The organism is Methylobacterium sp. BTF04 (assembly GCF_010692745.1).
Taxonomy (GTDB): domain Bacteria; phylum Pseudomonadota; class Alphaproteobacteria; order Rhizobiales; family Beijerinckiaceae; genus Methylobacterium.
This window is the reverse complement of sequence record NZ_JAAHTB010000002.1, coordinates 68,299-90,711: the sequence shown is the minus strand read 5'-3', so window position 1 is coordinate 90,711 and position 22,413 is coordinate 68,299. Positions and strand designations below refer to the sequence as shown.

General features: G+C 67.2%; 19 protein-coding genes and 1 pseudogene. 14 read left to right on the top strand and 6 right to left on the bottom strand.

Annotation, left to right across the window (positions count from 1 at the left end; genetic code table 11):
* Positions 1-83: 83 nt before the first annotated feature.
* Positions 84-497 carry a pilus assembly protein N-terminal domain-containing protein gene (locus G3T14_RS01880; RefSeq protein WP_246732871.1) on the bottom strand — a complete coding sequence of 138 codons (414 nt, stop codon included), beginning with the start codon at positions 495-497 and terminating at the stop codon, positions 84-86.
* A gap of 530 nt (positions 498-1,027) precedes the next feature.
* Between G3T14_RS01880 and G3T14_RS01875 the strand changes: the two genes are divergently transcribed.
* The 11 genes and pseudogenes from G3T14_RS01875 (at position 1,028) to G3T14_RS01825 (ending at position 12,368) form a co-directional block, all read left to right on the top strand.
* On the top strand, positions 1,028-1,198 hold the full coding sequence (locus G3T14_RS01875; protein WP_163639454.1) for a Flp family type IVb pilin: 171 nt from the start codon (positions 1,028-1,030) through the stop codon (positions 1,196-1,198).
* 324 nt (positions 1,199-1,522) lie between these two features.
* Positions 1,523-2,029, top strand: coding sequence for a prepilin peptidase (locus tag G3T14_RS01870; protein WP_163639452.1), 507 nt, complete (start codon positions 1,523-1,525; stop codon positions 2,027-2,029).
* Positions 2,030-2,164: 135 nt separating this feature from the next.
* Complete coding sequence (cpaB, locus tag G3T14_RS01865) at positions 2,165-2,968, top strand: Flp pilus assembly protein CpaB (protein ID WP_163639450.1); 804 nt, start codon at positions 2,165-2,167, stop codon at positions 2,966-2,968.
* A gap of 35 nt (positions 2,969-3,003) precedes the next feature.
* Positions 3,004-4,512: a type II and III secretion system protein family protein gene (locus G3T14_RS01860; RefSeq protein WP_163639449.1), complete on the top strand. Its 1,509-nt coding sequence runs from the start codon at positions 3,004-3,006 to the stop codon at positions 4,510-4,512.
* 84 nt (positions 4,513-4,596) lie between these two features.
* Complete coding sequence (locus G3T14_RS01855) at positions 4,597-5,331, top strand: CpaD family pilus assembly protein (protein ID WP_163639447.1); 735 nt, start codon at positions 4,597-4,599, stop codon at positions 5,329-5,331.
* A gap of 84 nt (positions 5,332-5,415) precedes the next feature.
* Complete coding sequence (locus tag G3T14_RS01850) at positions 5,416-6,660, top strand: AAA family ATPase (protein WP_163639445.1); 1,245 nt, start codon at positions 5,416-5,418, stop codon at positions 6,658-6,660.
* 45 nt (positions 6,661-6,705) lie between these two features.
* On the top strand, positions 6,706-8,160 hold the full coding sequence (locus tag G3T14_RS01845) for a CpaF family protein (RefSeq protein WP_163639443.1): 1,455 nt from the start codon (positions 6,706-6,708) through the stop codon (positions 8,158-8,160).
* 37 nt (positions 8,161-8,197) lie between these two features.
* Entirely contained in the window at positions 8,198-9,166 is a 969-nt protein-coding gene (locus G3T14_RS01840; RefSeq protein WP_163639441.1) for a type II secretion system F family protein, read from the top strand.
* A gap of 65 nt (positions 9,167-9,231) precedes the next feature.
* Positions 9,232-10,194: a type II secretion system F family protein gene (locus G3T14_RS01835; RefSeq protein ID WP_163639439.1), complete on the top strand. Its 963-nt coding sequence runs from the start codon at positions 9,232-9,234 to the stop codon at positions 10,192-10,194.
* A 481-nt stretch (positions 10,195-10,675) separates the two neighbouring features.
* A pseudogene (locus G3T14_RS01830) lies at positions 10,676-11,479 on the top strand (transglutaminase family protein); the annotation flags it as partial.
* Between the two features lie 217 nt (positions 11,480-11,696).
* The gene (locus tag G3T14_RS01825; protein ID WP_163639438.1) at positions 11,697-12,368 is read left to right on the top strand and encodes a metallophosphoesterase family protein; all 672 of its coding nucleotides are present in this window, start codon (positions 11,697-11,699) and stop codon (positions 12,366-12,368) included.
* Between the two features lie 8 nt (positions 12,369-12,376).
* On the opposite strand, the gene G3T14_RS01820 is transcribed toward G3T14_RS01825, so the two are convergent.
* Complete coding sequence (locus G3T14_RS01820) at positions 12,377-13,225, bottom strand: tetratricopeptide repeat protein (protein WP_163639437.1); 849 nt, start codon at positions 13,223-13,225, stop codon at positions 12,377-12,379.
* A 90-nt stretch (positions 13,226-13,315) separates the two neighbouring features.
* Here G3T14_RS01820 and G3T14_RS01815 point away from each other — a divergent pair, with 90 nt between their 5' ends.
* On the top strand, positions 13,316-14,728 hold the full coding sequence (locus tag G3T14_RS01815; RefSeq protein ID WP_348645193.1) for a leucyl aminopeptidase family protein: 1,413 nt from the start codon (positions 13,316-13,318) through the stop codon (positions 14,726-14,728).
* A 3-nt stretch (positions 14,729-14,731) separates the two neighbouring features.
* Here the strand turns inward: G3T14_RS01815 and G3T14_RS01810 are convergent, their stop codons facing one another.
* A complete protein-coding gene (locus G3T14_RS01810; RefSeq protein ID WP_163639743.1) occupies positions 14,732-15,679 on the bottom strand; it encodes an EcsC family protein in 948 nt (315 codons plus the stop codon).
* A 91-nt stretch (positions 15,680-15,770) separates the two neighbouring features.
* Positions 15,771-17,105, bottom strand: coding sequence for an MFS transporter (locus G3T14_RS01805; protein ID WP_163639435.1), 1,335 nt, complete (start codon positions 17,103-17,105; stop codon positions 15,771-15,773).
* Positions 17,106-17,447: 342 nt separating this feature from the next.
* Here G3T14_RS01805 and G3T14_RS01800 point away from each other — a divergent pair, with 342 nt between their 5' ends.
* Positions 17,448-18,623 carry a PAS domain-containing protein gene (locus G3T14_RS01800; RefSeq protein ID WP_163639434.1) on the top strand — a complete coding sequence of 392 codons (1,176 nt, stop codon included), beginning with the start codon at positions 17,448-17,450 and terminating at the stop codon, positions 18,621-18,623.
* Positions 18,620-19,078 carry a response regulator gene (locus tag G3T14_RS01795; RefSeq protein ID WP_163639433.1) on the top strand — a complete coding sequence of 153 codons (459 nt, stop codon included), beginning with the start codon at positions 18,620-18,622 and terminating at the stop codon, positions 19,076-19,078. Before G3T14_RS01800 ends, G3T14_RS01795 begins: the two co-directional genes overlap by 4 nt.
* A 30-nt stretch (positions 19,079-19,108) precedes the next feature.
* Here G3T14_RS01795 and mutS read toward each other — a convergent pair whose 3' ends face one another.
* Both mutS and G3T14_RS01785 read right to left on the bottom strand, forming a co-directional pair.
* Positions 19,109-21,862, bottom strand: coding sequence for a DNA mismatch repair protein MutS (gene mutS / locus G3T14_RS01790; protein ID WP_163639432.1), 2,754 nt, complete (start codon positions 21,860-21,862; stop codon positions 19,109-19,111).
* A 159-nt stretch (positions 21,863-22,021) separates the two neighbouring features.
* On the bottom strand, positions 22,022-22,312 hold the full coding sequence (locus G3T14_RS01785; RefSeq protein WP_163639430.1) for a hypothetical protein: 291 nt from the start codon (positions 22,310-22,312) through the stop codon (positions 22,022-22,024).
* Positions 22,313-22,413 lie beyond the last annotated feature (101 nt).

Genomic DNA, 22,413 nt, shown 5'->3' with positions numbered 1-22,413 from the left:
CGGAACGGAAACGAACAAGGCCGGGTCCATGCTCCGGCCTTGTTCGTATCGACCTTCGCCGCGCGATTATTGGGAGGCGGTCTCTACTTGGAACTGCCGGTCGCCAACATGCGGCGGGCATCGGCCTGGCTGCTGACCTCGCCAAAATACTTGTTGGAATCGCCGAGCTGGACCGAAGGCTGGCAATTCGGCGTACAGGAATAGGATTCGCGCTCGAGCCCACGCTGCACGGTGATAACGGAGGCCTGGGGCGCCTGCACGCTGATCGTCGACTCGGCGAGCATCGTGCCCGCGGCGTCGAGGGCGATCAGGTTGGTCGCGCCGAAGCTCTTGCCCGTTAGGATCAGGACGCCGTTCTTCTGCAGCGAGACGTCGGCGATGATCGGATTGCCGACGATCACGGTCTGGGTCCGATCCGGCAGGCGGATCACCTTGGCGTTGTCCACCGTCACCGCGACCACCACCGGCGTCACCTCCGCCGCCCGTCCATGGGTCATGCCGGCTAGGAGCGCCAGCAGAACGGCCGCTGCGCCCCGGATCAGGATGTGTGGGGAACTCGGTCGATCGCGCATCGGACAAACACTCGCACCGGACTGAACACCATCGCTCGTCGAGGCGGTGGCGCTGCAACCGCCGGTGTGCTCTCGCGCTCAGGTTTGAGGTTCATTAGCCATGTGGGTGGTAAACGAAGCCCTAAGCACTGCTCCAGGGCTTGCCGGTGCGCGCGACTTGCCGGGTAAAAAGTCCAATGAAAAGCGTCCGCCCGCGACCTGACGAGCGGGGCGACCCCGGCGGGAAAATTTTAATTTAGTAATAAAGGATCTGATTTAGGCAGGTTCGGTCGATCAAATGCGCGTTAAGTCATAAACTTTTTACCATGCCTACATTGGCGACCGTAGCTCCGTTTTTCGCCAGCCCGTTTAACCCAATCGCAACGGCCGAGCCGTATGTTGAAGACGTCGCCGGTCGGAGCCGATCCACCTTCGACCGCAGTGTTTCAATGGCCAAGTAAACGGGGCTTTCCATCATGACAAAGATCTTCAAGCGCTTCGCAGCCGACGAGTCCGGCGCCACCGCCATCGAGTACGGCCTGATCGCCTCGCTCATCGCCGTCGCCATCATCACGGTCCTCGGCACCGTCGGCACGAACCTCAAGGCCACTCTCGGCGCCGTCGCCACGAGCCTCAAGACCTCCTAAGTCCGCACCGCTCAAACGCGTCTCCGGTGCGCGATTTGGTAGGCGGACGACGATCGGTGGCGTATCGACCGATCGTCCAATCCGGCTTCTGCGCTGCGTGAAAGCGTGCTCGATCCTCTTGTGTTGGGGTCGAGCACGCTTCGCGTTGCGGATACTACGCGATCGGACGATCGGTTGACCGGTCCTATCGACGCCCGAAACCCAACATGACGACGGATGCCCGCCGCTCTCCCGATGATCGGAGCGCCCGGTGTTGAATTCAGCTTTTCCACGGCGATCGATTTGGACGATCGTTTTGCAGGACGACGGTCGACAGGGAGCGTCATGGCCAGCCTCAGCCTCTTCGTCGTGTTTCCGTTCCTGATGGCCTATGCGGCCGCCAGGGACCTCCTCACGATGCTGATCCCGAATGCGATCTCGCTCGTGTTGATCGCGGCGTTTGGCCTGTTCGCGGTGACCACCGGCATGGGATGGTCCGACCTCGCCGGTCATTTCGGCGCGGCGGCGGCGACCCTGGCCGTGACCTTCACGCTTTTCGCCCTCGGATTCATCGGCGGCGGCGACGCCAAGCTCGCGGCGGCGACCGCCCTGTGGGTCGGCTTCGACCGTCTCGCCGATTACCTCCTCCTGGCGTCGATCGCGGGCGGCGCCCTGACGCTGGGCATCCTGCTCGCCCGCGCCTATCCGCTGCCGGCGCTGCTGGCGCGCCTGCCCTTCGCGCTGCACCTCCACGATCAGAAGACGGGCGTACCCTACGGCATCGCGCTCGCCGTCTCGGCGCTGCTGGTGATGCCCGATACCGCCATGTGGATGCGAGCCCTTGCGGCCTGAGGCAGGTCGCAGGGCGGCCCCGGTTCAGGACAGACCGCGTTGGCCGACGGAGAGAGATCGTTAACCGTAACTTGAGGAATTCAGGTCTAGCGTCCGGGCACACGGCGCTCCGCCGGCCTCAGGTTCACCTCGGCGATGAAACCAGCACGACTTGCCGTTCTCGCGATTGCGCTCGTCGCCGGTGGTGGCGCCGCGCTCCTGATGAGCGGCGAGGACAAGCCGCCCGCGCCTCCCACCGCGATCGCGGTGCCACCGCCGACCATCCCGGTCACCGACGTCCTCGTCGCGGCGGCCGAGCTGCCGATGGGGCAGAACCTCCAAGTCGCGGACATGCGCTGGCAGCCCTGGCCCGATCAGGCGATCGCGGCCGGCTACATCACCCGCACGACCTCCCCCAAAGGCATGGAAGAGATGGCCGGGTCGGTGACCCGCTCCGGCTTTCTCGCCGGCGAGCCGATCCGCCCGCAGAAGCTCGCGCGCTCCGATGGTGGCTTCATGGCCGCGATCCTGCCGGCCGGCATGCGCGCCGTCGCCATCACCACCGATACGCGGGGCTCGAGCTCGGCCGGCGGCTTCATCCTCCCCAACGACCATGTCGACGTGATCCGGACCTATCGCGACGAGGAAGCGTCGCGCGGCGGCGGTGGCGATACGCAGGTGTCGGAGACCCTGATCCAGGACGTGCGCGTGCTGGCCATCGGCCAGATCGTCCAGGAAAAGAACGGCACCAACGTCGTCACCGGTGAGACCGCGACCCTCGCCCTCACGCCGGTCCAGGCCGAACTGGTCACCCTCGGCCAGAAGGTCGGGCAGCTCTCCCTGTCGCTCCGCAGCCTCGTCGACAGCGGCCGACCCGTCGATCCCGCCCTCGACGAACGGCCGGAGACGGCCCTGACCGTGGTCCGTTTCGGCGTCTCGCTACAGCAGTCGCGCCGCTGAGCCCCGTGCCAGACCCGATCACAGAGGATTCGTCGATGACTTTGAAACCACGGATCGCAGCGGGCCGGCAATCGGCACCGACCACGCTGGCGGGCTTGGTGCTCGCGGCCTGGGCGTCTCTGGCCCCCGCCGTCGCACAGCCGCAGATGACCGCAGCCCCCGTCCTGTCGGTGGGCGCGAACGAGACCGCGACCTCCCGCAAGATCGACCTCACCATGGGCCGCTCGGTGGTCATCGACCTGCCGCGCGATGCCAAGGAGGTCTTCGTCGCCAATCCGAAGGTCGCCAATGCGGTGGTGCGCTCGACCCGGAAGGTCTTTCTCATCGGCATCGAGAACGGGGCGACCTCGATCTTCATCATGGACGGCGAAGGCCGCCAGATCACGGCGCTCGACGTCACCGTGGCGCAGAACCTCAATCTCGGCGAACTCCAGCAGATCCTGCGGCAAAGCATTCCCGGCGGCCGTTTCGACGTCCGTCCTGCCGGCGGCTCGATCATCCTGTCGGGTTCGGTGAACTCGGCCTCCGAGGCGGCCCAGGCGCTCGACATCACCAATGGCTTCGTCGGCCAGTCGTCCGGCGCCGGCGGCGGCTCCGTCTCGAAGGGCGCCGTCATCAACAACCTGACGATCCGCAACAAGGATCAGGTGATGCTGCGCGTCACCGTGGTCGAGGTGGCGCGCACGGTGCTCAAGCAGTTCGGCGTCAATCTGAACGGAAGCTGGTCCGGCCTCAACCTCTCGAACACCACGCCGCTGGCGCTCAACGGAGGTCAGTTCCCGAACGGCAATATCCTCTCCGGAACCATCAATGGCACGGGCGGCGCAAGCCTGACCGCAACCTTGAAGGCGTTCGAGCAGGCCGGCGTCTCGCGCGTCCTCGCCGAACCGACCCTCACGGCGATTTCGGGCGAAGCCGCCAAGTTCACCGCCGGCGGCCAGCTTCCGGTGCCGTCCAACCTGTCCTGTACCCAGGGCGTCGGTGTCCAGACCTGCACACCGAGCATTGCCTTCAAGCCCTACGGTGTCAGCCTCAGCTTCACACCGGTGGTCCTGGCGGAGAACCGAATCTCAATCCGCGTGGCGACCGACGTCACCGAGATCGACCAGCAGAACTCTCTGAACCTCGCATTCGGTACTGGCAGCAACGCGGTCAACTCGGCGATTCCCGCCTTCACCGTCCGCAGCTCCGAGACCACCATCGAACTCGCTTCCGGCGCCACGATGATGACGGCGGGCCTGATCCAGCAGCGCAACAAGACGGCGATCTCCGGCCTGCCCGGCCTCATCAACCTGCCGATCATCGGCGCCCTGTTCCGCTCGCGCGACTACCAGCGCCAGGAAACGGAGCTGATGATCATGGTGACGCCGTTCATCGCCAAGCCGATGGAAGCCCGGCAGGCGGTGCGGCCCGATGACGGCTTCGTCGATTCCCAAGACGCGCAGGCCATCCTGCTCGGCCGGGTCAACCGCCTCTATGGCGCCGCCGGAGCGGCTCCCCTCGGGAACGCCTATCGCGGTCGCGTCGGCTTCATCACCGACTGACCGGCGGGCGCCGCAAGGCACTGCACCGAACCGATCTCCACCCCAGACCTGCGACGCGGCCACGGCACCCTAGGACCTGAAGCGATGCCTCCCTCGTTCCTCCGCACTCCGATGGCGCTCGTCGCGCTCACTGCCCTGGCCGCCGGCCTCGGGGCCTGCCACGCCGACCGGGCGGCCACCACCGGCTCGCTCTACCCGACCGATTATCGCGCCCGACACCCGATCGTCCTGGCCGACGACGCGCGCAGCCTCGACATCTTCGCCACCGGGACCGGACATCTCGATCCGCGCCAGGCTGCCGATATCGACGCCTTCCTCCTCGAATATCGCCGCTATGGCCGCGGTACCCTGCTGATCGACATGCCCCGCGGCGTATCGCCGGCCCTCGGGGCGGCGGTGGAGCGCACCGGCGCGGCGATCCGCCATCTCGGTGCCGATGCGGGCATCGGCGCGCGGCAATGGGCGGTCACGAGCTATGCGGTCGCCAATCCGGCCCTGGCCGCGCCCCTGCGCCTCAGCTTCCAGCGCATGGAGGCGAAGGTGGCGAGCCAATGCGGGGTCTGGCCGCAGGACCTCGGCGTCGGCGATGCCGGCTTCAGCGGACGCAACGAGACCCACTGGAATCTCGGTTGCGCCATGCAATCCAACGTGGCGGCGCAGGTCGCCGATCCCATCGATCTGGTGCGCGGCCGTCCCGAGGGACGCATCGATACGGTCCGGCGGGTCCGGGACATCAATTCCGTCAGGGAAGGCAAGGATCCGTCAATCGAATGGCGTCAGGATGGGAAGAACTCGGTCAAGTCGCAGGTGTCGAACTGACCAGCCCGCACCACCGCCTCGGCGACCCTGCGACGTGATTCACCCGCTCCCTCCTCGGCGGCAACCCGAACCGGAAAACCACTCATGCCGGACCTGAACGAGTCGCCCGAGCGCACCATCGCACCGGTGCCGCGGATCACGATCCAGGCGTTCTGCGAGACGTCGGATACCGCGGCGTTGATCGAGGCCGCCGGCTCGGATCGGCGCATGGGGAAGGCGCACATCAAGGTTCAGATGGGCGGCGGACCGGCGGCGGTGGAAGCCTACCGCCATGCGCCGACCCCCAACGTCATCATCATCGAGACCCAGGGCGCGAAATCACGCCCGCTCGAATGCCTCGATACCCTCGCGGAAGTCTGCGACGAGGGCACCAAGGTCGTGGTCATCGGCCACGTCAACGACGTGAGCCTCTATCGCCAGTTCATCCAACGCGGCGTCAGCGAATACCTGATGGCGCCGGTGGACCCGATCGCGCTGATTCAGGCGGTCTCCGACCTGTTCTGCGCACCCGGTGCGAAGCCGGTGGGCCGGACCATCGCGGTCGTCGGCGCGAAGGGCGGCGTCGGCGCCTCGACGGTCGCCCACAACCTCGCCTGGACGATCGCGCGCGAGCAGGACACCGCGACGGTGATCGCAGACCTCGACATCGCCTTCGGCACCGCGAGCCTCAACTTCAACCAGGACCCGCCCCAGGGCATCGCCGAGGCGGTGTTCGCGCCCGAGCGGCTCGACGCGAACCTGCTCGACCGGTTGCTGTCCAAATGCAGCGACAACCTCACCCTGCTCGCCGCGCCGGCGACCCTGGACCGGACGACGGATCTCACCGAGGCCGCCTTCGACAACCTCATCGATCTCCTGCGGGCCGCCGTGCCGTGCATCGTCCTCGACGTGCCGCACCAGTGGACCGCGTGGTCGCGCCATCTCCTGATCGCGGCGGACGAGATCGTCGTAGTCGCGAGCCCCGAACTCTCATCCCTGCGCAACACCAAGAACCTCCTGACCCTGCTGCAGCAGAACCGGCCGAACGATCACAAGGCGCGCGTCATCCTCAATGGCGTCGGCATCCCGAAGCGTCCCGAGATCGGCGCGGCGGAGTTCGCCAAGGCGCTCGATGCCACCCTCGCGGCGAGCATCCCGTTCGATCCGGCCCTGTTCGGCACCGCGGCCAACAATGGTCAGATGCTGGCCGAGATCCAATCCGGCGCCAAGGCGGCGGAGGTGTTCTCGATGCTGGCGGCCAACCTCATCGGCCGGACCGAGGTCCGGAAGGGGCGCCAAAGCCTGTTCGAACCGCTGCTGTCGAAGCTCACCCGGCGCAAGGCGTCCTGATGCGCGCATCGATTCCCTTCGCCCCTCTGTCCGGGAGACCGTGTCATGTTCGGTAGACGCGCCGGCACTGCGGCGGCGCAGATCTCCCCGCCGGTTCCGAGTACGCCCAAGGCGGCCCCGTCGCCGGTGCACGACGACCAGAGTTCGCGCCCCAAGGTCGAGCTGTCGAAGCGGCCCGAGCCCGTCGGTATTGTCAAGGAGGCACCGAAGTCGGAGGACTATTTCCGCACCAAGAGCATGATCTTCGGTGCGCTGATCGAGGCCATCGATCTTTCGCAGCTCTCACGCCTCGAAGCGGACGCGGCGCGCGAGGAAATCCGCGACATCGTCTCGGAGATCATCGGCCTCAAGAACATCGTCCTCTCCATCGCCGAGCAGGAGGAACTGCTCGACGACATCTGCAACGACGTGCTCGGCTATGGTCCGCTCGAGCCGTTGCTGGCGCGCGACGACATCGCCGACATCATGGTCAACGGGGCTAACCGCGCCTTCATCGAAGTCGGCGGCAAGATCCAGCTCACCAATGTGCGGTTCCGCGACAACCAGCAGCTGATGAACATCTGCCAGCGGATCGTGAGCCAGGTCGGCCGGCGCGTCGACGAATCGTCGCCGATCTGTGACGCCCGCCTACCGGACGGCTCGCGCGTCAACATCATCGCACCGCCACTGGCCATCGACGGCCCGGTGCTGACCATCCGTAAGTTCAAGAAGGACAAGCTCACCCTCGACCAGCTCGTCACCTTCGGGGCGATCTCGCCGGAGGGGGCGCGCATTCTCCAGATCATCGGACGGGTGCGCTGCAACGTCGTGATCTCGGGCGGCACCGGCTCGGGCAAGACCACCCTGCTCAACTGTCTGACGCGCTATATCGACGAAGACGAACGCATCATCACCTGCGAGGACGCCGCCGAGCTCCAGCTCCAGCAGGCCCACGTGGTGCGCCTCGAAACGCGCCCGCCCAACATGGAAGGGTCGGGCCAGATCACGATGCGCGACCTGGTGAAGAACTGCCTGCGCATGCGGCCCGAGCGCATCATCGTCGGCGAGGTGCGCGGCCCGGAGGCGTTCGATCTCCTCCAGGCCATGAACACCGGCCATGACGGCTCGATGGGGACGCTGCACGCCAACTCGCCGCGCGAGGCGCTCGCCCGTATCGAATCGATGATCACCATGGGTGGCTTCAGCCTGCCCTCGCGCACCCTGCGCGAGATGATCGTCGGGTCGATCGACGTGATCGTGCAGGCGACGCGCCTGCGCGACGGCTCGCGCCGCATCACCCACATCACCGAAGTGATGGGCTTGGAAGGCGACGTGATCATCACGCAGGATCTGTTCCTGTACGACGTGCTCGGCGAGGATGCGAACGGCAAGCTCATCGGCCGCCACCGCTCCACCGGCATCGGCCGCCCGCGCTTCTGGGAGCGCGCGCGCTACTACGGCGAGGAGAAGGCCCTGGCCGAGGCCCTCGACGCCGCTGCCGATCTCAGCGGGGGCGCATGATGGCCCGGCCCACGCCTCATCGGACCGGGCGCCGGCCATGAGCGGCCTCAACATTCCGCTCGCGGCCGGTCTCGCGGCGCTCGCCGCCGGTGGTGTCGCCTACGTCTTCGTTCTGCCTTACCTCTCCGGTGAGCGACGCTCCGTCGAGCGGCGCAAGGCGATGAGCGTGGTGACCTCCAGCGTCAGCCGCGCCACGATCGTCAGCCGGCGCGATCAGGTGGCGAAAAGCCTCAAGGAGGTCGAGGCCAAGAAGCAGGGCACGAAGGTCACGCTCGAGCTCAAGCTCCAGCGCGCCGGTCTCGCATGGACGCAGCGGACGTTCTATGTCGTCTCGGTCGTCTCGGCACTGTTCCTCGCGATGCTGATCTTCATCGTGAGCGGCAACGTGATCGCCGGACTGGGCGCGATCTTCGTCGGCGGGTTCGGCCTGCCGCAATGGTTTCTCAGCTTCCGGCGCAAGCGGCGCATCGCCGCCTTCATCAAGGAACTGCCCACCGCCATCGACATCATCACGCGTGGCGTCCGTGCCGGCATTCCCGTGGGCGACTGCTTCCGCATCATCTCGCGCGAGGCCGAGGAGCCGATCCGATCCGAGTTCCGGACCGTGGTCGAGGCTCAGACTCTCGGCCTCTCCCTCGGCGATGCCCTGGTGAAGATGTACGAGCGCGTCCCGGTCTCCGACGTGAACTTCTTCGCCATCGTCATCGGCGTTCAGGCCAAGTCCGGCGGCAACCTGTCGGAGGCTCTGTCGAACCTGTCGCGCGTGCTGCGCGAGCGCAAGAAGATGGCGGGCAAGATCCAGGCGATGAGCATGGAGGCCAAGGCCTCGGGAGGCATCATCGCCGCGCTGCCGTTCATCGTCGCGACCCTGACCTACGTCTCCAGTCCCGACTACATCTCGCTGCTGTGGCTCACCGATATCGGCAAGATGGCTTTGGTGGCCTCCGCAATCTGGATGTCGCTCGGCATCTTCACCATGAAGAAGATGATCAGCTTCGACGTCTGATCGTCGCCAAACCCGATGGCGATCCCGGGATCGCTCTTACGGCCGGATTCCGCAGAGAAGCACCCATGTTGGACGCCCTCGCCGCCAAGGTCACCGACCCCCGCTTTCTCGCCATGGTGCTCACCGGCATTGCCGCGGCGGCCACCGCGTTCACGCTGCTGCAGCCGATGTTCGAGCCCGACCGGCTCGGCAAGCGGATGAAGCTCGTGGGCGAGGAGCGCGAGGAGATCCGCCGGCGCGAGCGCGAACGCCTGTCGAGCAAGGCCACCCTGCGCGTGGCCCCGAAGGTCTACATGAAGCGCGTCGTCGAGCGGTTCAACCTGACGCGCTGGCTCGGCACCGAGACGGCGAAGAAACAGCTCCAGATGGCGGGCTACCGCTCCACCGGTGCCGAGACCGGCTTCCTGTTCTTCCGCATGGTCACGCCGATCGTTCTCGCGGTGGTGGCGATCTTCTACGTCTTCATATTGCAGGTGCTCGACCAGCCCTTCGCCATACGCCTGATGATCGTGATCGCCGTCCTGCTGCTCGGCATCAAGGCACCGGAACTCTACCTGCTGAACGTGGCCAAGAAGCGCCAGACCGACATCCGCAAGGGGTGGCCCGACGCCCTCGACCTGACGCTGATCTGCGTCGAGTCCGGCATGTCGGTGGAACATGCGTTCAAGCGGGTCAGCATCGAGATCGTCACCCAGTCGGTGGTCCTCGCCGAAGAACTCGCGGTGATGACGGCGGAACTCTCCTACCTGCCGGATCGCCGCCTCGCCTATGAGAACCTCGCCAACCGGGTCGGGCTCGATCCGGTCAAGGCCGTCACCACGGCCCTGATCCAGGCCGAGCGCTACGGCACCCCCATCGGTCAGGCCTTGCGCGTGCTCTCGCAGGAGAGCCGCGACAGCCGGATGAACGAAGCCGAGAAGAAAGCCGCCGCTCTGCCGCCGAAACTGACGGTGCCGATGATCCTGTTCTTCCTGCCGGTCCTGTTCGTGGTGATCCTGACACCGGCGATGATCCAGATCTTCCGCTGAGGGACATCTTCGGCTGAACGGATCATCGTCCAGACTGCCCGGTCGCCGCGACCGGACCCGCTGGTGCGGATTTTGCGTTCCTCCTCGTACGGCGTGTTTCTTCCGGTCGGGAGGTCTCGGCGCGTGTCGTCGGTCCTCACCGATGGCGGCACTGCCGCGCTCGAAAACCGGCCAGCGAACGGGACGATGGCACCGGTGGTGCGCAATCGGCCAGCGATTCCGCGAAAGCTTGTCGAAACGCCGGAAACAAAGGATCGGTCGAATGCGTTGCGTCGTTATAGAGATCGGGCAAAACGATCGAAGCGTAAGTCGTGACACTATAGGCTGACAGAAATTGGATCTAATATTTTCTGATGTCCGGTGAGATCAGCGCTCGACCTTAAAAAACTAAAATTCTTCGGGTGGACCGAAGTGATATGAGACCGTGAATAGGCATCTGCCGGGCAGTGTGTTCGGTTGTTTTTCCAAGGTGGATCGCTCAATGAAAATTCGGACCGGCTACGCGATCTCCTACGACACCTACGGCCCGACGCCGATGATGTTCCTGCTCAGCGTGCACCCGTCCCGGCACTCCGATATCGTGACCCCCGAGGTGATGACGTTCGATCCGCCGGTGGAGGCCAAGCAGCACCTCGACCCGTTCGGCAACATCTGCACCCGCATCCTCGCGCCGGGCGGCCGCATCACGGTCTCGACGGATTTCGTGATTTCCGATTCCGGCGAACTCGACGTGGTGGTCCCGGATGCGCGCCAACATCCGGTGCAGGACCTGCCCGACGAGGTGATGCCGTTCCTGCTCGGGAGCCGTTACTGCGATACCGATCGCCTGTCCGACATCGCGTGGTCGCTGTTCGGTTCGACGCCGGAAGGCTGGGCCCGTGTGCAGGCGGTGTGCGACTTCGTCCACACCCACATCAAGTTCAACTATCAGGAAGCCGACGCGACCCGCACGGCCTTCGACGCCTATAGCCAGCAGCGCGGCGTCTGCCGTGACTATGCCCACCTGGCAGTCGCGTTCTGTCGTTGCCTCAACATCCCGGCCCGCTATTGCACCGGCTATCTCGGCGATATCGGCGTGCCCGTGGTGCCGCCGCCGGATTTCTCGGCTTGGTTCGAGGTCTATCTCGATGACAGATGGTACACGTTCGATGCGCGTAACAATCGGCGCCGGATCGGCCGGATCGTGATCGCGCGCGGTCGCGACGCCACCGACGTGGCGATCTCCACGAGCTTCAGCACCGCGCTTTTGGCGAAGTTCGACGTGCACACCGACGAAGTGGTCGAGCCGGGCGCAGCAAAGACACCGGTCCCGGAACAAGCCGCAGCAAAGCCGCCCGCAACGCCATCGGTAGCCGCAAAGCCGCCAGCACCGGAATCGGCAGCGGTAAAGGCCACCGTGCCTGAGCCGGCCGCCGCAAAGCCCGCTGTGGCGGAACCGGGAGCAACCAAGGCGGTCGCTCCGGCCGCGCGCGTGGCCTGACGGCGGGTCGCCCACACCAGCGATGACCACTTTGACTTACGCCGTCGGCGACATCCACGGATGCGCCGACGCCCTCGTCCGCCTGCTTGCCGAGATCGAGCGGCATGCGCAGGGCCGCTCGCGCACGCTGATCTTTTTGGGAGATTACGTCGATCGCGGGCCCGACAGTGTCGCTGTCCTCCGCATCCTGCGCGAGCGTCAGGCGGCGGAGCCGGAGGCCGTGATCTGCCTCATGGGAAACCATGAAGCGATGATGCTGGAGGCGTATCGCGACGCCCTCGGCGCATCGACCTGGATCGACAATGGCGGCGATGCGACCCTGGCCGCCTTCGGGGTGGACGATCCCGAGAACCTGCCGCACGACGTACTCGCCTGGCTCTCAGGTCTGCCGACCGTCCATGCCGATGCGCGGCACTATTACGTCCATGCTGGGTTTCGCCCGGGTCGTCGCGGCATCGATCCGGACGAAGCCACGCGGCTTTGGATTCGCGCGCCGTTCACCACCGAGGATTACGATTTCGGTCGCCACGTCGTCCACGGCCACACGCCGCAGAAGACCGGCAAGCCCGAATGTCGGCCGTTCCGGACCAATCTCGACACCGGCTGCGTGTTCGGACGGGTGCTCACCGCGGGGGTGTTCGAGGACGGACAGGATGCGGCCAGCGCGTTCTTGTCCGTTCCGATGACCGCTTAGCGGGCCACTCAGCCGCGATCGGCGGCCCTGGCGCGGGCGTCCGAGGCCTTGATCGCCCTCACGCTGGTGGGCTGCGCGACGAAGCGTTTGAGGGAGGCCGCGTTGGCGGCGGATTCCTCGGGCGTCAGATCCTGGCGCGAAACAGCCTCCGCATCCGCGAACTTGCCCTGCAGGCCGAGCACGAGGGCGAGATTCTGGCGCACGCGGGCATCGGCACCCGGCTGGCCGGCGGCGAGGCGCAGCGAGCTTTCCGCCTGGGGCAGCTGCCGCGCCAGCATGAAGGACAGGCCGAGATTCGACAGGATCACCGGGTCGTTCGGCTGGATCTTCAGGGCCGCCTCATAATAGCCCTGCGCCCTGGCGTGATCGCCGAGCTGGTCGGCGACCGCGCCTTGCGCCGACAGCACCCGCCAATCGGGACGTGCCGGGGTGTGGGCGTTCTGCAGGACTTCGGCGGCCTCGTTGAAACGCCCGACCTCGGCGAGACTTTTGCCATAGGCGGCCAGGACTGCCGTGTTCTTCGGATTGCGCAGGGCCACCTGTTGCAGGACGGCGACCGCCTGGGTCTTTTGGTTGGTTGCACGCAGGGCCTGCGCGTAGCGCACGGCCAGCGCGATGTCGTTGGAATCGGCCGCGTATTTCTCGCCGAGGCTCTCGACCTCGCGCCGCGTGATCACACCCTGGCTTTGGGGTCGGCCGAAGGAGGGAAGCGACATGCCTCCGATCGATCCTGTGGTCTCGGGCCCGCCGCGCGACTGGCAGCCGGTCGCGAGCACGGCCACCAGCATCACCCCGACGATGCGCGAGGACAGCCGGATCTCGGCAAAACGGGACTTCTCGAAGTTCGCCGTGACCATCACCCGCTCCGCACCGACGATTCCGGTCGACGCTTCACGCCACCAGTGCGGTGGTGATAGATGGTTAACCCTAATTCGCGGTTAACCTTCGTGCCGCGTCGGACCCGTCGGAGCATTCCCCTGAGCGACCTGCTGACCCGTGGCACCGCCGCGACCCCCATCCTGTGCGTCACTCCGGCTAACTGGGCCGACATCGCGGGCAATCTTCCATCGGTCCAGGCGGCCTATGCCCACGCGGTGGACTTCCAGCCGAAGGCTGGCCGGGTGGCGCTCCTCCCCGCCGCGGACGGCACGCTCGGTGCGGTCCTGTTCGGGCTCGGCGATCCGGCGGCGAAGACCGCGGACCGTTTCATCGCCGGTAAGCTGCCGGCCGCCCTCCCCCCGGGTGCCTATCGGTTCGAACCGGCCGAGGGCGTCGATGCGGCGGAGGCGGCCCTGGCCTGGCTGCTCGGCGGCTACCGCTTCACCCGCTACCGGGACCCGGACGCGGAGCGCCCCGGCCTCGTCGCCCCCGACGGCATCGATGCCGAGGCGATGACGCGGATCGCGCGCGCCGTCGCTCTCGGCCGCGACCTCGTCAACACGCCTGCGAACGATCTCGGCCCGGCCGAGATCGAGGCCGCCGTGCGCGCCCTGGCCGAGCGCCACGGTGCGACGGTCACGGTTACGACGGGGGACGCCCTCGCCCGCGAGTTTCCCCTCGTCCACGCGGTCGGTGTCGCCTCGCCGCGGGCATCGCGCCTCATCGACCTTCGGTGGGGTGCGTCGGATGCGCCGCGTGTCACCCTCGTCGGCAAGGGGGTCTCCTTCGACACGGGCGGCCTCGACATCAAGCCGCCGAGCGGCATGCTCCTGATGAAGAAGGACATGGGTGGCGCCGCCGCCGCCATCGCCGCCGCCGACATGGTGATGGGCTCGGGGCTGAAGATCAGCTTCCGGCTGATCATTCCGGCGGTGGAGAATGCCATCGCGGGTGATGCCTTCCGGCCGGGCGACGTGATCCGCAGTCGCGCCGGGCTCACCGTGGAGATCGGCAATACCGATGCGGAGGGCCGGCTGATTCTCGCCGACGCCTTGGCGCTCGCCGATGCCGAGGCACCCGATCTGCTGATCGACTTCGCCACCCTCACCGGGGCCGCCCGCGTGGCGTTGGGGCCGGACCTCCCGGCCTTCTTCACCGAGGACGATGACCTGGCGCTCGCGGTGTCGAAGGCGGCCCTGGCGGTGGCCGATCCGGTCTGGCGCCTGCCACTGCACACGCCCTATGCCGGCCTGCTCGATTCGAAGGTGGCGGACCTCAACAACGTCTCGAACGGGCCGTTCGCCGGGGCCATCGTAGCGGCGCTGTTCCTGCGCCGCTTTGCACCTGCGACGCGGGCGCATGTCCACTTCGATCTCTATGGCTGGAACCCGACGACGAAGCCGGGCCGGCCCGAGGGTGGCGAGGTGCAGACCGCGCGCCTCGTCCATGCCCTGCTGCAGGCGCGCTACCCCGCCGCCTGAGAGTCAGGCGGCCAGCGAAGCCTTCTGCTGGTCGTAGGCGATCCGCACGGCCGGGGCGCCGTAGGCGCGTTCCAGACGGCGGACGGTGAAGTGGGCGCGTGCGGTCGCCTGGAAATGGTCCATGAAGGCCGCATTGACCGCCGCGCCCCCGAATGCGCCGAGGATCGGCACCGCCTGCGCCGCGACCTTCTGCGAGACCACGATACCGAATCGCGCTGCGATCTGCGCCGAGAAGCGGATCAGCGCCGGCGCGGCCTCGTCGAGGAGCGCCCGGTTGCCGGCATAGCGCGCGGCCTCGGCCATGGTCTTGGCCAGCGCGGCCCGCACCGCGAAGTATCCGCTCTCGGTCAGCGCACTGTCGCCGCCGCGACCGCCGAGGGCGAACACCTGGACGCAGGCGAGCGCATTCGCCGGATCCGAGAGGTCCTCGCCCTCCTCCCGCGCGATCTGGGCGATGGAGCGCAGCATCAGCGTCGTCGAGACCGGAAGTTCGACGGCCAGCGTCGCCAGGCCGAAGGCACCCCCGACCGCGCCCGAGAGGGCGGCGAGCGCCTTGTGGCTGAAATCGCTCGACGGCAGGAACCGGGCGAAGCGGTTGGTCGCCTTGGACAACGTCGATTCGGGTGCCGACGCACCCACCGGCCCGCCCTCCAGAATCGCGTCCAACGCGGCTGCGTCCAGCTTGGGCGTCCTGGCTTCGGGAAGCGTCGCGAGGGCGACGCGAAGAGACGTCCGCATCGCACTCTCGGTGGCCCGCGACACGGCATCGGTCACTGGCGCCGGCAAAGCACGGCCGATCATGTCGAGGGGGGCGCCGGCCGCAGCCGACAGGCGCGCGGCGAGACCCGGATTCTCGAGGACGGAGACGGCACGCCGCAGAGCAGCCAGATCGGCATCGCTCAGTTCGGGAAACGCTTCCCGCTCCATCTCGGTCGAAGCGGTGTCGTCCATGCGGGTGATGTTGCTCACGATACGGTCCCCAATTTCGGGCCTGGTGCCCGCTTGTCAGAGCAAGCCCGAGGCCACCGGCTTGGTTCCGCGATCACACCTTGGCCGCGATGGGCGGCTCGGCGTGAAGCGGCACATCCGCGGTCTCGACCACGCCTTCGCGCAGGATGATCAGGACCAGGCACAGGAGCGCCACCGGGATGCCGATGCAGGCGGAGGCCGCGAAAAACACCGGATATCCCATCGCGTCGACCATGTAGCCCGAGAACCCGCCGACGAACTTGCCCGGCAGGGCATAGAGCGAGGACAGGAGCGCATATTGCGTCGCCACGAACCCCGGGGCGGCAAGACTCGACATGTAGGCGATGAGCGCCGTGCCGGCGAAGCTGCCGGCGAAATTGTCGATGGAGATGCTGAGCACGAACAGGTTCGTATCGTGCCCGGCGAGCGCCAACCAGGAGAACATCAGGTTGGAGGCCGCCGCCGCGATGCCGCCGATCATCAGGGAGGCCTGGAGACCGAGACGCATCACCGCGTACCCGCCCGCCAGCGCTCCGAGAACGCCCACCACCACACCATAGACCTTGGTGACGTTGGCGATCTCGGTGAGCGTGAAGCCCTGCTCGATGTAGAAAGGCTGGGCCATCACGCCGGAGATGATGTCCGGCAGCCGGTAGAGCATGATGAGGGCGAGGATCGGCAACAGCCGCAGGCCCTTGCGGCGCAGCAGATCCGAGAACGGCTCGACCACCGCGATCTTCAGGGTGGTCGACAGGCTGCGCGGCCCGGTCTGGACCGGTTCAGGGTCCTGCCGTGGGGCCAGGAACGCCGCGATCATGCCGACGAGCATCAGCACGGCCATGCTGCCATAGGCGAGTTCCCAGCCGGCCCCCTGCGCGATGTAGAGCGCTCCGGCCCCGGCCACCGCGCGCGCGATGGCGTACCCGAACTGATAGGCACCGAGCATCACGCCCTGGCGCTCCGTCGGCGCCGCATCGATGCGCCAGGAATCGACCACGATGTCCTGCGTCGCGGAGGCGAAGGCGGTGATGAGGGCGCAGATCACGATGAAGCTCAGCGACGCCGCCGGGTTACCCTGGCTCATGCCGACGAGCCCCACCGCGACGCCGACCTGTGCCAGGACCATCCAGGCGCGCCGCCGCCCGAGGAACCGCGCTAGGACCGGCAGATCGACCCGGTCGATCACCGGGGCCCACAGGAACTTCACCGAATAGGCGAAGGAGACGTAGGACAGGAGACCGATGCTGGTGCGTTGGATGCCGGCGGTAGCGAGCCAGGCCGAGAGGGTGGAAAACACAAGAAGGATCGGCAGGCCGCACGCGAACCCCAAGGCCAGCATCAGGAGGATGCGCGGGTCTTCGAGGATGTCTCGCATCGCCAGGCCGGAACGTGCGCGGCTGAACGCCATGGCGTGGAACTCCTGGAGACCGGCGGCGCTTGGTACCGGCAATGCGTGACAGGCCGCGATCGGCCGTGTTTTGCCAGCGCCGCGGCGGCCGGACCGTCGGTGGGCGCTGAGCCTGTGGCAGCCTTGAAGAGAATGGCTGATGAACTCTTAACAGGCTCGGCAGGAATTTACTGTTGGTCGGGCAGGTCCGACCTGGGGCCGTGATCCATTTTCGTTGACGCGCACCGAAAGTGGGACGCAAGCTCACAGACAGACTGAGCGCGTAGCGCGACGAACCACGATGTCCTTTTCTCACACCGCCCACCCGTGGGACCGCATGAATCGTCTTGGTCGAATGACGCGATGATCGATAGGCCGACGCCTGCGTATTCTCCGCAAGGATCGCCCGAACGCCCCGAGGCGCCCATCGGAGAGGGCGCATTCGCTGCGGCCTTCACCGCGAGCCCGACCCCGATGGTGCTGACCGACCCGCATCAGCCCGACAATCCGATGGTCTGGGCCAACGACGCGTTCCTGACCCTCACCGGCTATGCCCGCGACGAAATCATCGGTCGCAATTGTCGGATGTTCCAGGGACCGGAGACCGATCAGTCGGAGGTGGCTCGGTTGCGCGCCGCCATCGACGCAAACCGTACGATCGAGCTCGAACTCGTCAATTACCGCAAGGACGGGTCGACCTTCTGGAACGGCATGACCATCGCGCCGGTACGCGATGCCGCCGGGCAGGTCTCGCATTTCTTCGCGGCGCAGGCCGACATGACCGGCAAGCACAGTCTCGAAGTCGCCATGAAACACGCCAATCTCGATCTCGAGCGGCGGGTCGAGGAACATACGGCGGACCTCCGGGCCGCCCTGGAGCAGAAGACGGCGCTGCTCCATGAGGTCGATCATCGGGTCAAGAACAACCTCCAGGTGATCTCCTCGCTGATGCTGCTCAAGGCGCGGCGGACCCCGCAGGGCGACGCGCGCGACGCGCTGCACGGCATGGCCGAGCGGATCGGTGCCCTGTCGACGGTGCATCGCATGCTCTACTCCGCCGGCGACGTCACCCGTTTCAACCTTCAGGAATTCGCCGACGACTTCGTGTCGGACCTGGTTGCGGGCATCGACAACGCCTCCACGGAGGTCCACGCGGAGATCGATTCCATCGCCGTGTCCGCCGCGATGGCGGCTCCTCTGGCGTTGATGATGCACGAACTCGCCACCAATGCCGTGCGCCACGCCTTCCCCGACAAGCGCGCGGGCCGCGTCACCATCACGGCTCAGCATTGCGCGGAGGGTCTACGCATGCTGATCGAGGATGACGGGATCGGGCTGTCGTCGGGTGTCCCGAATCCGGGTGGGTTCGGACGCTCCCTCGTGGAGATGGTGGTGCGCCAGCTCCGCGGCGTCATCGTGTGGAGCGAGAGCCTGCCGGGAACCCGAGTCGAGATCACGGTTCCGCTCGATGCGATCTCGCTGCAGAGCTCGGTCGGCGAGATCGGGACCGGCCCGGAACCGTATCGGCCGACGCAATGATGCCAGAGCCCGCCTTGCGCATTCTCGTGGTCGAAGACGAGGTCCTGATCGCCCTCGAGCTCGAATGCCTGCTCGACGATCTCGGCTACGTCACCGTGGGGGTGGCCGGCAGTTCGCAGGAGGCGATCGCCATGGGCCGCGCGATGACACCGGACGTGGCCCTCGTCGACATTCACCTGATCGACGGACCGACCGGGGTCGCGGTGGCGCGCGCCTTGAGCGCCGATCCGCGCACCACCGTGGTTTTCATGACAGCCAACGCCAAGCGGATCCCCGATGATTTCGCCGGTGCCCTGGGGGTGATCGCCAAGCCCTATTCCGAACGCGTGGTGGCGGGCGCGCTGCGTTACGTCGCGGAATGCCGGGCCGGCCACAACCCGACCTTGGAGGGGCTGGACGGCTTCAGCCTCGCAGCGGATGGCAAAGCGGACGATCGGTCCGATCCGCGCCACTGAGCGAGCTTTCGCGCCGTACGTGAAACGATCTCACGGCCGCGCGCTCTGCACCGCCTTCAGCTTGTAGAGCGCCTCCAGCGCTTCGCGCGGAGTGAGCGCATCCGGATCGATGTCGTCGAGCGCCAGGCGCAACGCATCGTCGGGTGGCTCGGCCGGGGCCTCCGGCAGCGGTGGCGGCGCGAGGGCGGCGAACAATGGGAGATCGTCGATGCGCGGGCGGACCGGGCGGTCGCGCTCCGCCTTTTCCAGGTTCTTCAGGATCGACCCGGCCCGCGCGATGACGCCGGCCGGCAATCCGGCGAGCCGGGCGACCTGAAGCCCGTAGGACCGCTCGGCGACCCCCGGGACGACTTCGTGCAGGAACACGACTTCGCCCTTGTGCTCGGCGACCTTCAGCGTGGCATTGTCGAGATGCGCCAGGCGCTGGCCCAACGCCGTGAGCTCGTGGAAATGCGTCGCGAACAGCGCCCGGCAGCCGTTCTGCTCGTGCAGATGCTCGAGGCACGCCCAGGCGATGGAGAGACCGTCGAAGGTCGCGGTGCCGCGCCCGATCTCGTCGAGGATCACCAGGGAGCGACGGGTCGCCTGATTCAGGATCGCTGCCGTCTCCACCATTTCGACCATGAAGGTCGATTGTCCGCGCGCGAGGTCGTCGGCCGCGCCCACCCGGGAGAACAGCCGGTCGACGAGACCGAGCCGGACATGGGCCGCCGGCACGAACGCACCGATCTGCGCCAGCACGGCGATGAGGGCATTCTGGCGGAGATACGTCGACTTGCCGCCCATGTTCGGGCCGGTGATGAGGCGGATGCGTCCCCTGCCCTCGCCGCTCAGGTCACAATCGTTGGCGATGAAGGGCTCGCCCGATTGGCGCAGGGCCGCCTCCACCACCGGGTGACGCCCGCCTTCGACGACGAAACCGTAGCCGTCATCCACCACCGGCCGGCGCCAGTCGCGCTCCACCGCCAGATCGGCGTGAGACGACGCGACATCGAGGCCCGCCAGCGCCTCGGCGACGTTGGCGATGCCGGCGGCCTGGGCCAGGATGCGGCTGGACAGCGCGTCGAACAGAGCGCTTTCCAGCGCCAGGGCCCGGTCGGACGCACCGGCGATCCGGCCTTCCAGTTCGCCCAGTTCGACGCTGGTGAACCGCATCGCATCGACCATGGTCTGGCGATGGATGAAGGTCTCGCGCATGACCCCCTTGAGGCAGCCCTCGCCGACGGATTGCGGCACCTCGATGTAATAGCCGAGCATGTTGTTGTGCTTGATCCGCAGGGTGCGGCAGCCGGTCTCCTCGGCATAGCGGGACTGCAACGCCGCGATGACCTTTCGCGAGTCCTGGCCGAGCAGGCGGGCCTCGTCGATCTGCGGGTCGTGGCCCGCGCGCACGAAGCCCCCGTCCGTCCGCTTCAGCGGCAGGTCGTCGGCCAGGGCTGCGTGGAGCGATGAGACCAGTTCGGCATCGACGGCGAGGAGCCGCTCCGCGAGGGACGCCAGATCGTCCGGCAAGCCGACGAGCCCGTCGAGCCGGGCGGCCAACCCCTGTGCGGCGTCGAGCCCATCGCGCAGGGCGGCGAGGTCGCGCGGTCCGCCGCGCCCGAGCCCGAGGCGCGACAAAGCGCGGGCGAGATCGGGCGCACGGGCCAGAATCTCCCGGCATAGGGTCCGCAACGGCCCGTCCTCGACGAGATAGGCGACGGCCGCGTGCCGGCGGTGGATGGCGGCCAGATCCGTGAGCGGACCGGCGAGCTGTTCGGCCAGCAGCCGGGCTCCGCTCGCCGACACCGTGCGGTCGATGGCATCGAGCAGGCTGCCCCGGCGTTCGCCCGACAGGGTCCGGGTGAGTTCGAGGTTGGCGCGGGTCGAGGCGTCGATGGCGAGGGTCGCGCCGGTGGCCTCGCGGGTCGGCGGCGACAGGGTCGGGCGGGCGCCGATCTGGGTCCGCTCGACGTAGAGCAGCGCGGCGCCCGCCGCGGCGATCTCGGCCCGGCCGAACTGGCCGAAGCCGTCGAGTGTGGACACGCCGAACTGCGCCTTGATCCGGCGCTCGGCCGAGGCCGGTTCGAGTTCGCCCTGCGGCAGGGGCGTCACCGGGGCCGGAATCTCGCGCCAGAGCCGGGCCAGGGCCGGGTCGGCATGGATCACTTCCGACAGGACGATCTCGCGCGGCTCGTGCCGGGCGATGGCCGCGCCGAGTTCGGTACCTGGGACTTCACTCAAGGAGAACCGGCCGGTGGAGATGTCGAGCACCGCCAATCCGTAGACGAAGCTGGCATCCGCCACCTTCCGGCGGCCGATGGCGAGCAGAACGTTGGCGCGGGCCGGGTCGAGTAGCCGGTCCTCGGTGATGGTGCCGGGGGTGACGAGGCGGACGACCTCGCGCCGGACCACGGATCTGGGACCGCGCTTCTTGGCCTCGGCGGGGTCCTCGGTCTGGGCGCAGACGGCCACCCGGTGCCCGAGGGCGATGAGGCGACTGAGATAATCGTCCGAGCGTTCCACCGGCACGCCACACATGGGAATGTCGGCCCCGGCATGCTTGCCGCGCTTGGTCAACACGATGCCGAGCGCCCGCGAGGCGATCTCCGCGTCTTCGAAGAACAGTTCGTAGAAGTCCCCCATTCGGTAGAACAGGAGGCAATCGGTATTGGCCGCTTTGATCTCGATATACTGCGCCATCATCGGCGTGGCGCCGGCGGTATCGAGGATGGCGGCACTCGTCGTGTAATCCGACGGGGCGGCGCCGGTCTTGGGGACCGATCGGGCGGGGCGCTGTGACATGCGCCGGACCCTATCAGAGCCGGCGCTCCGGCCTTAGGCGCCACCGACGCATCGCCTGGGGAGAAGCGTGGACAAGCCCGTCCGAGACGAAAAAGGCCGGCGTGCCAAGCACGCCGGCCCCTGAAAGGCGAATCGGTCGCCGATCAGACTTGAAAAGTCCTAGTAGCGCGGGCCGCCCGAGGTGTTGCCCTTCTGCTGCATGTAGCCGGGCTGCGACGGGTTGCGGCTGTTCGGATCGCTCTTCATGCGCGACATCGGCATGCGGCGGTGATGGCGCATGCCGTGGTGATGACGCATGCCGCGGTGATGACGGTAGGCCACCTGATCGACGCCCTGGTCGCCGGCGACGATCGGTGCGGTCGCGGCCATCAGCGGGGCGGCGGACGCGGCCGTCAGACCAAAGGCGCCGAGAAGGGTACTGGTGGCGAGGGCGAGTGCAATCTTGGTCATTCAGGTCATCTCTCGTCACGCGCCGATCGCGCGTTCAGCCGATAAGTCTCCGAATGGCAATCCGTTCCCACGAATTGGTAGGGAAACTACTCACAATGGGC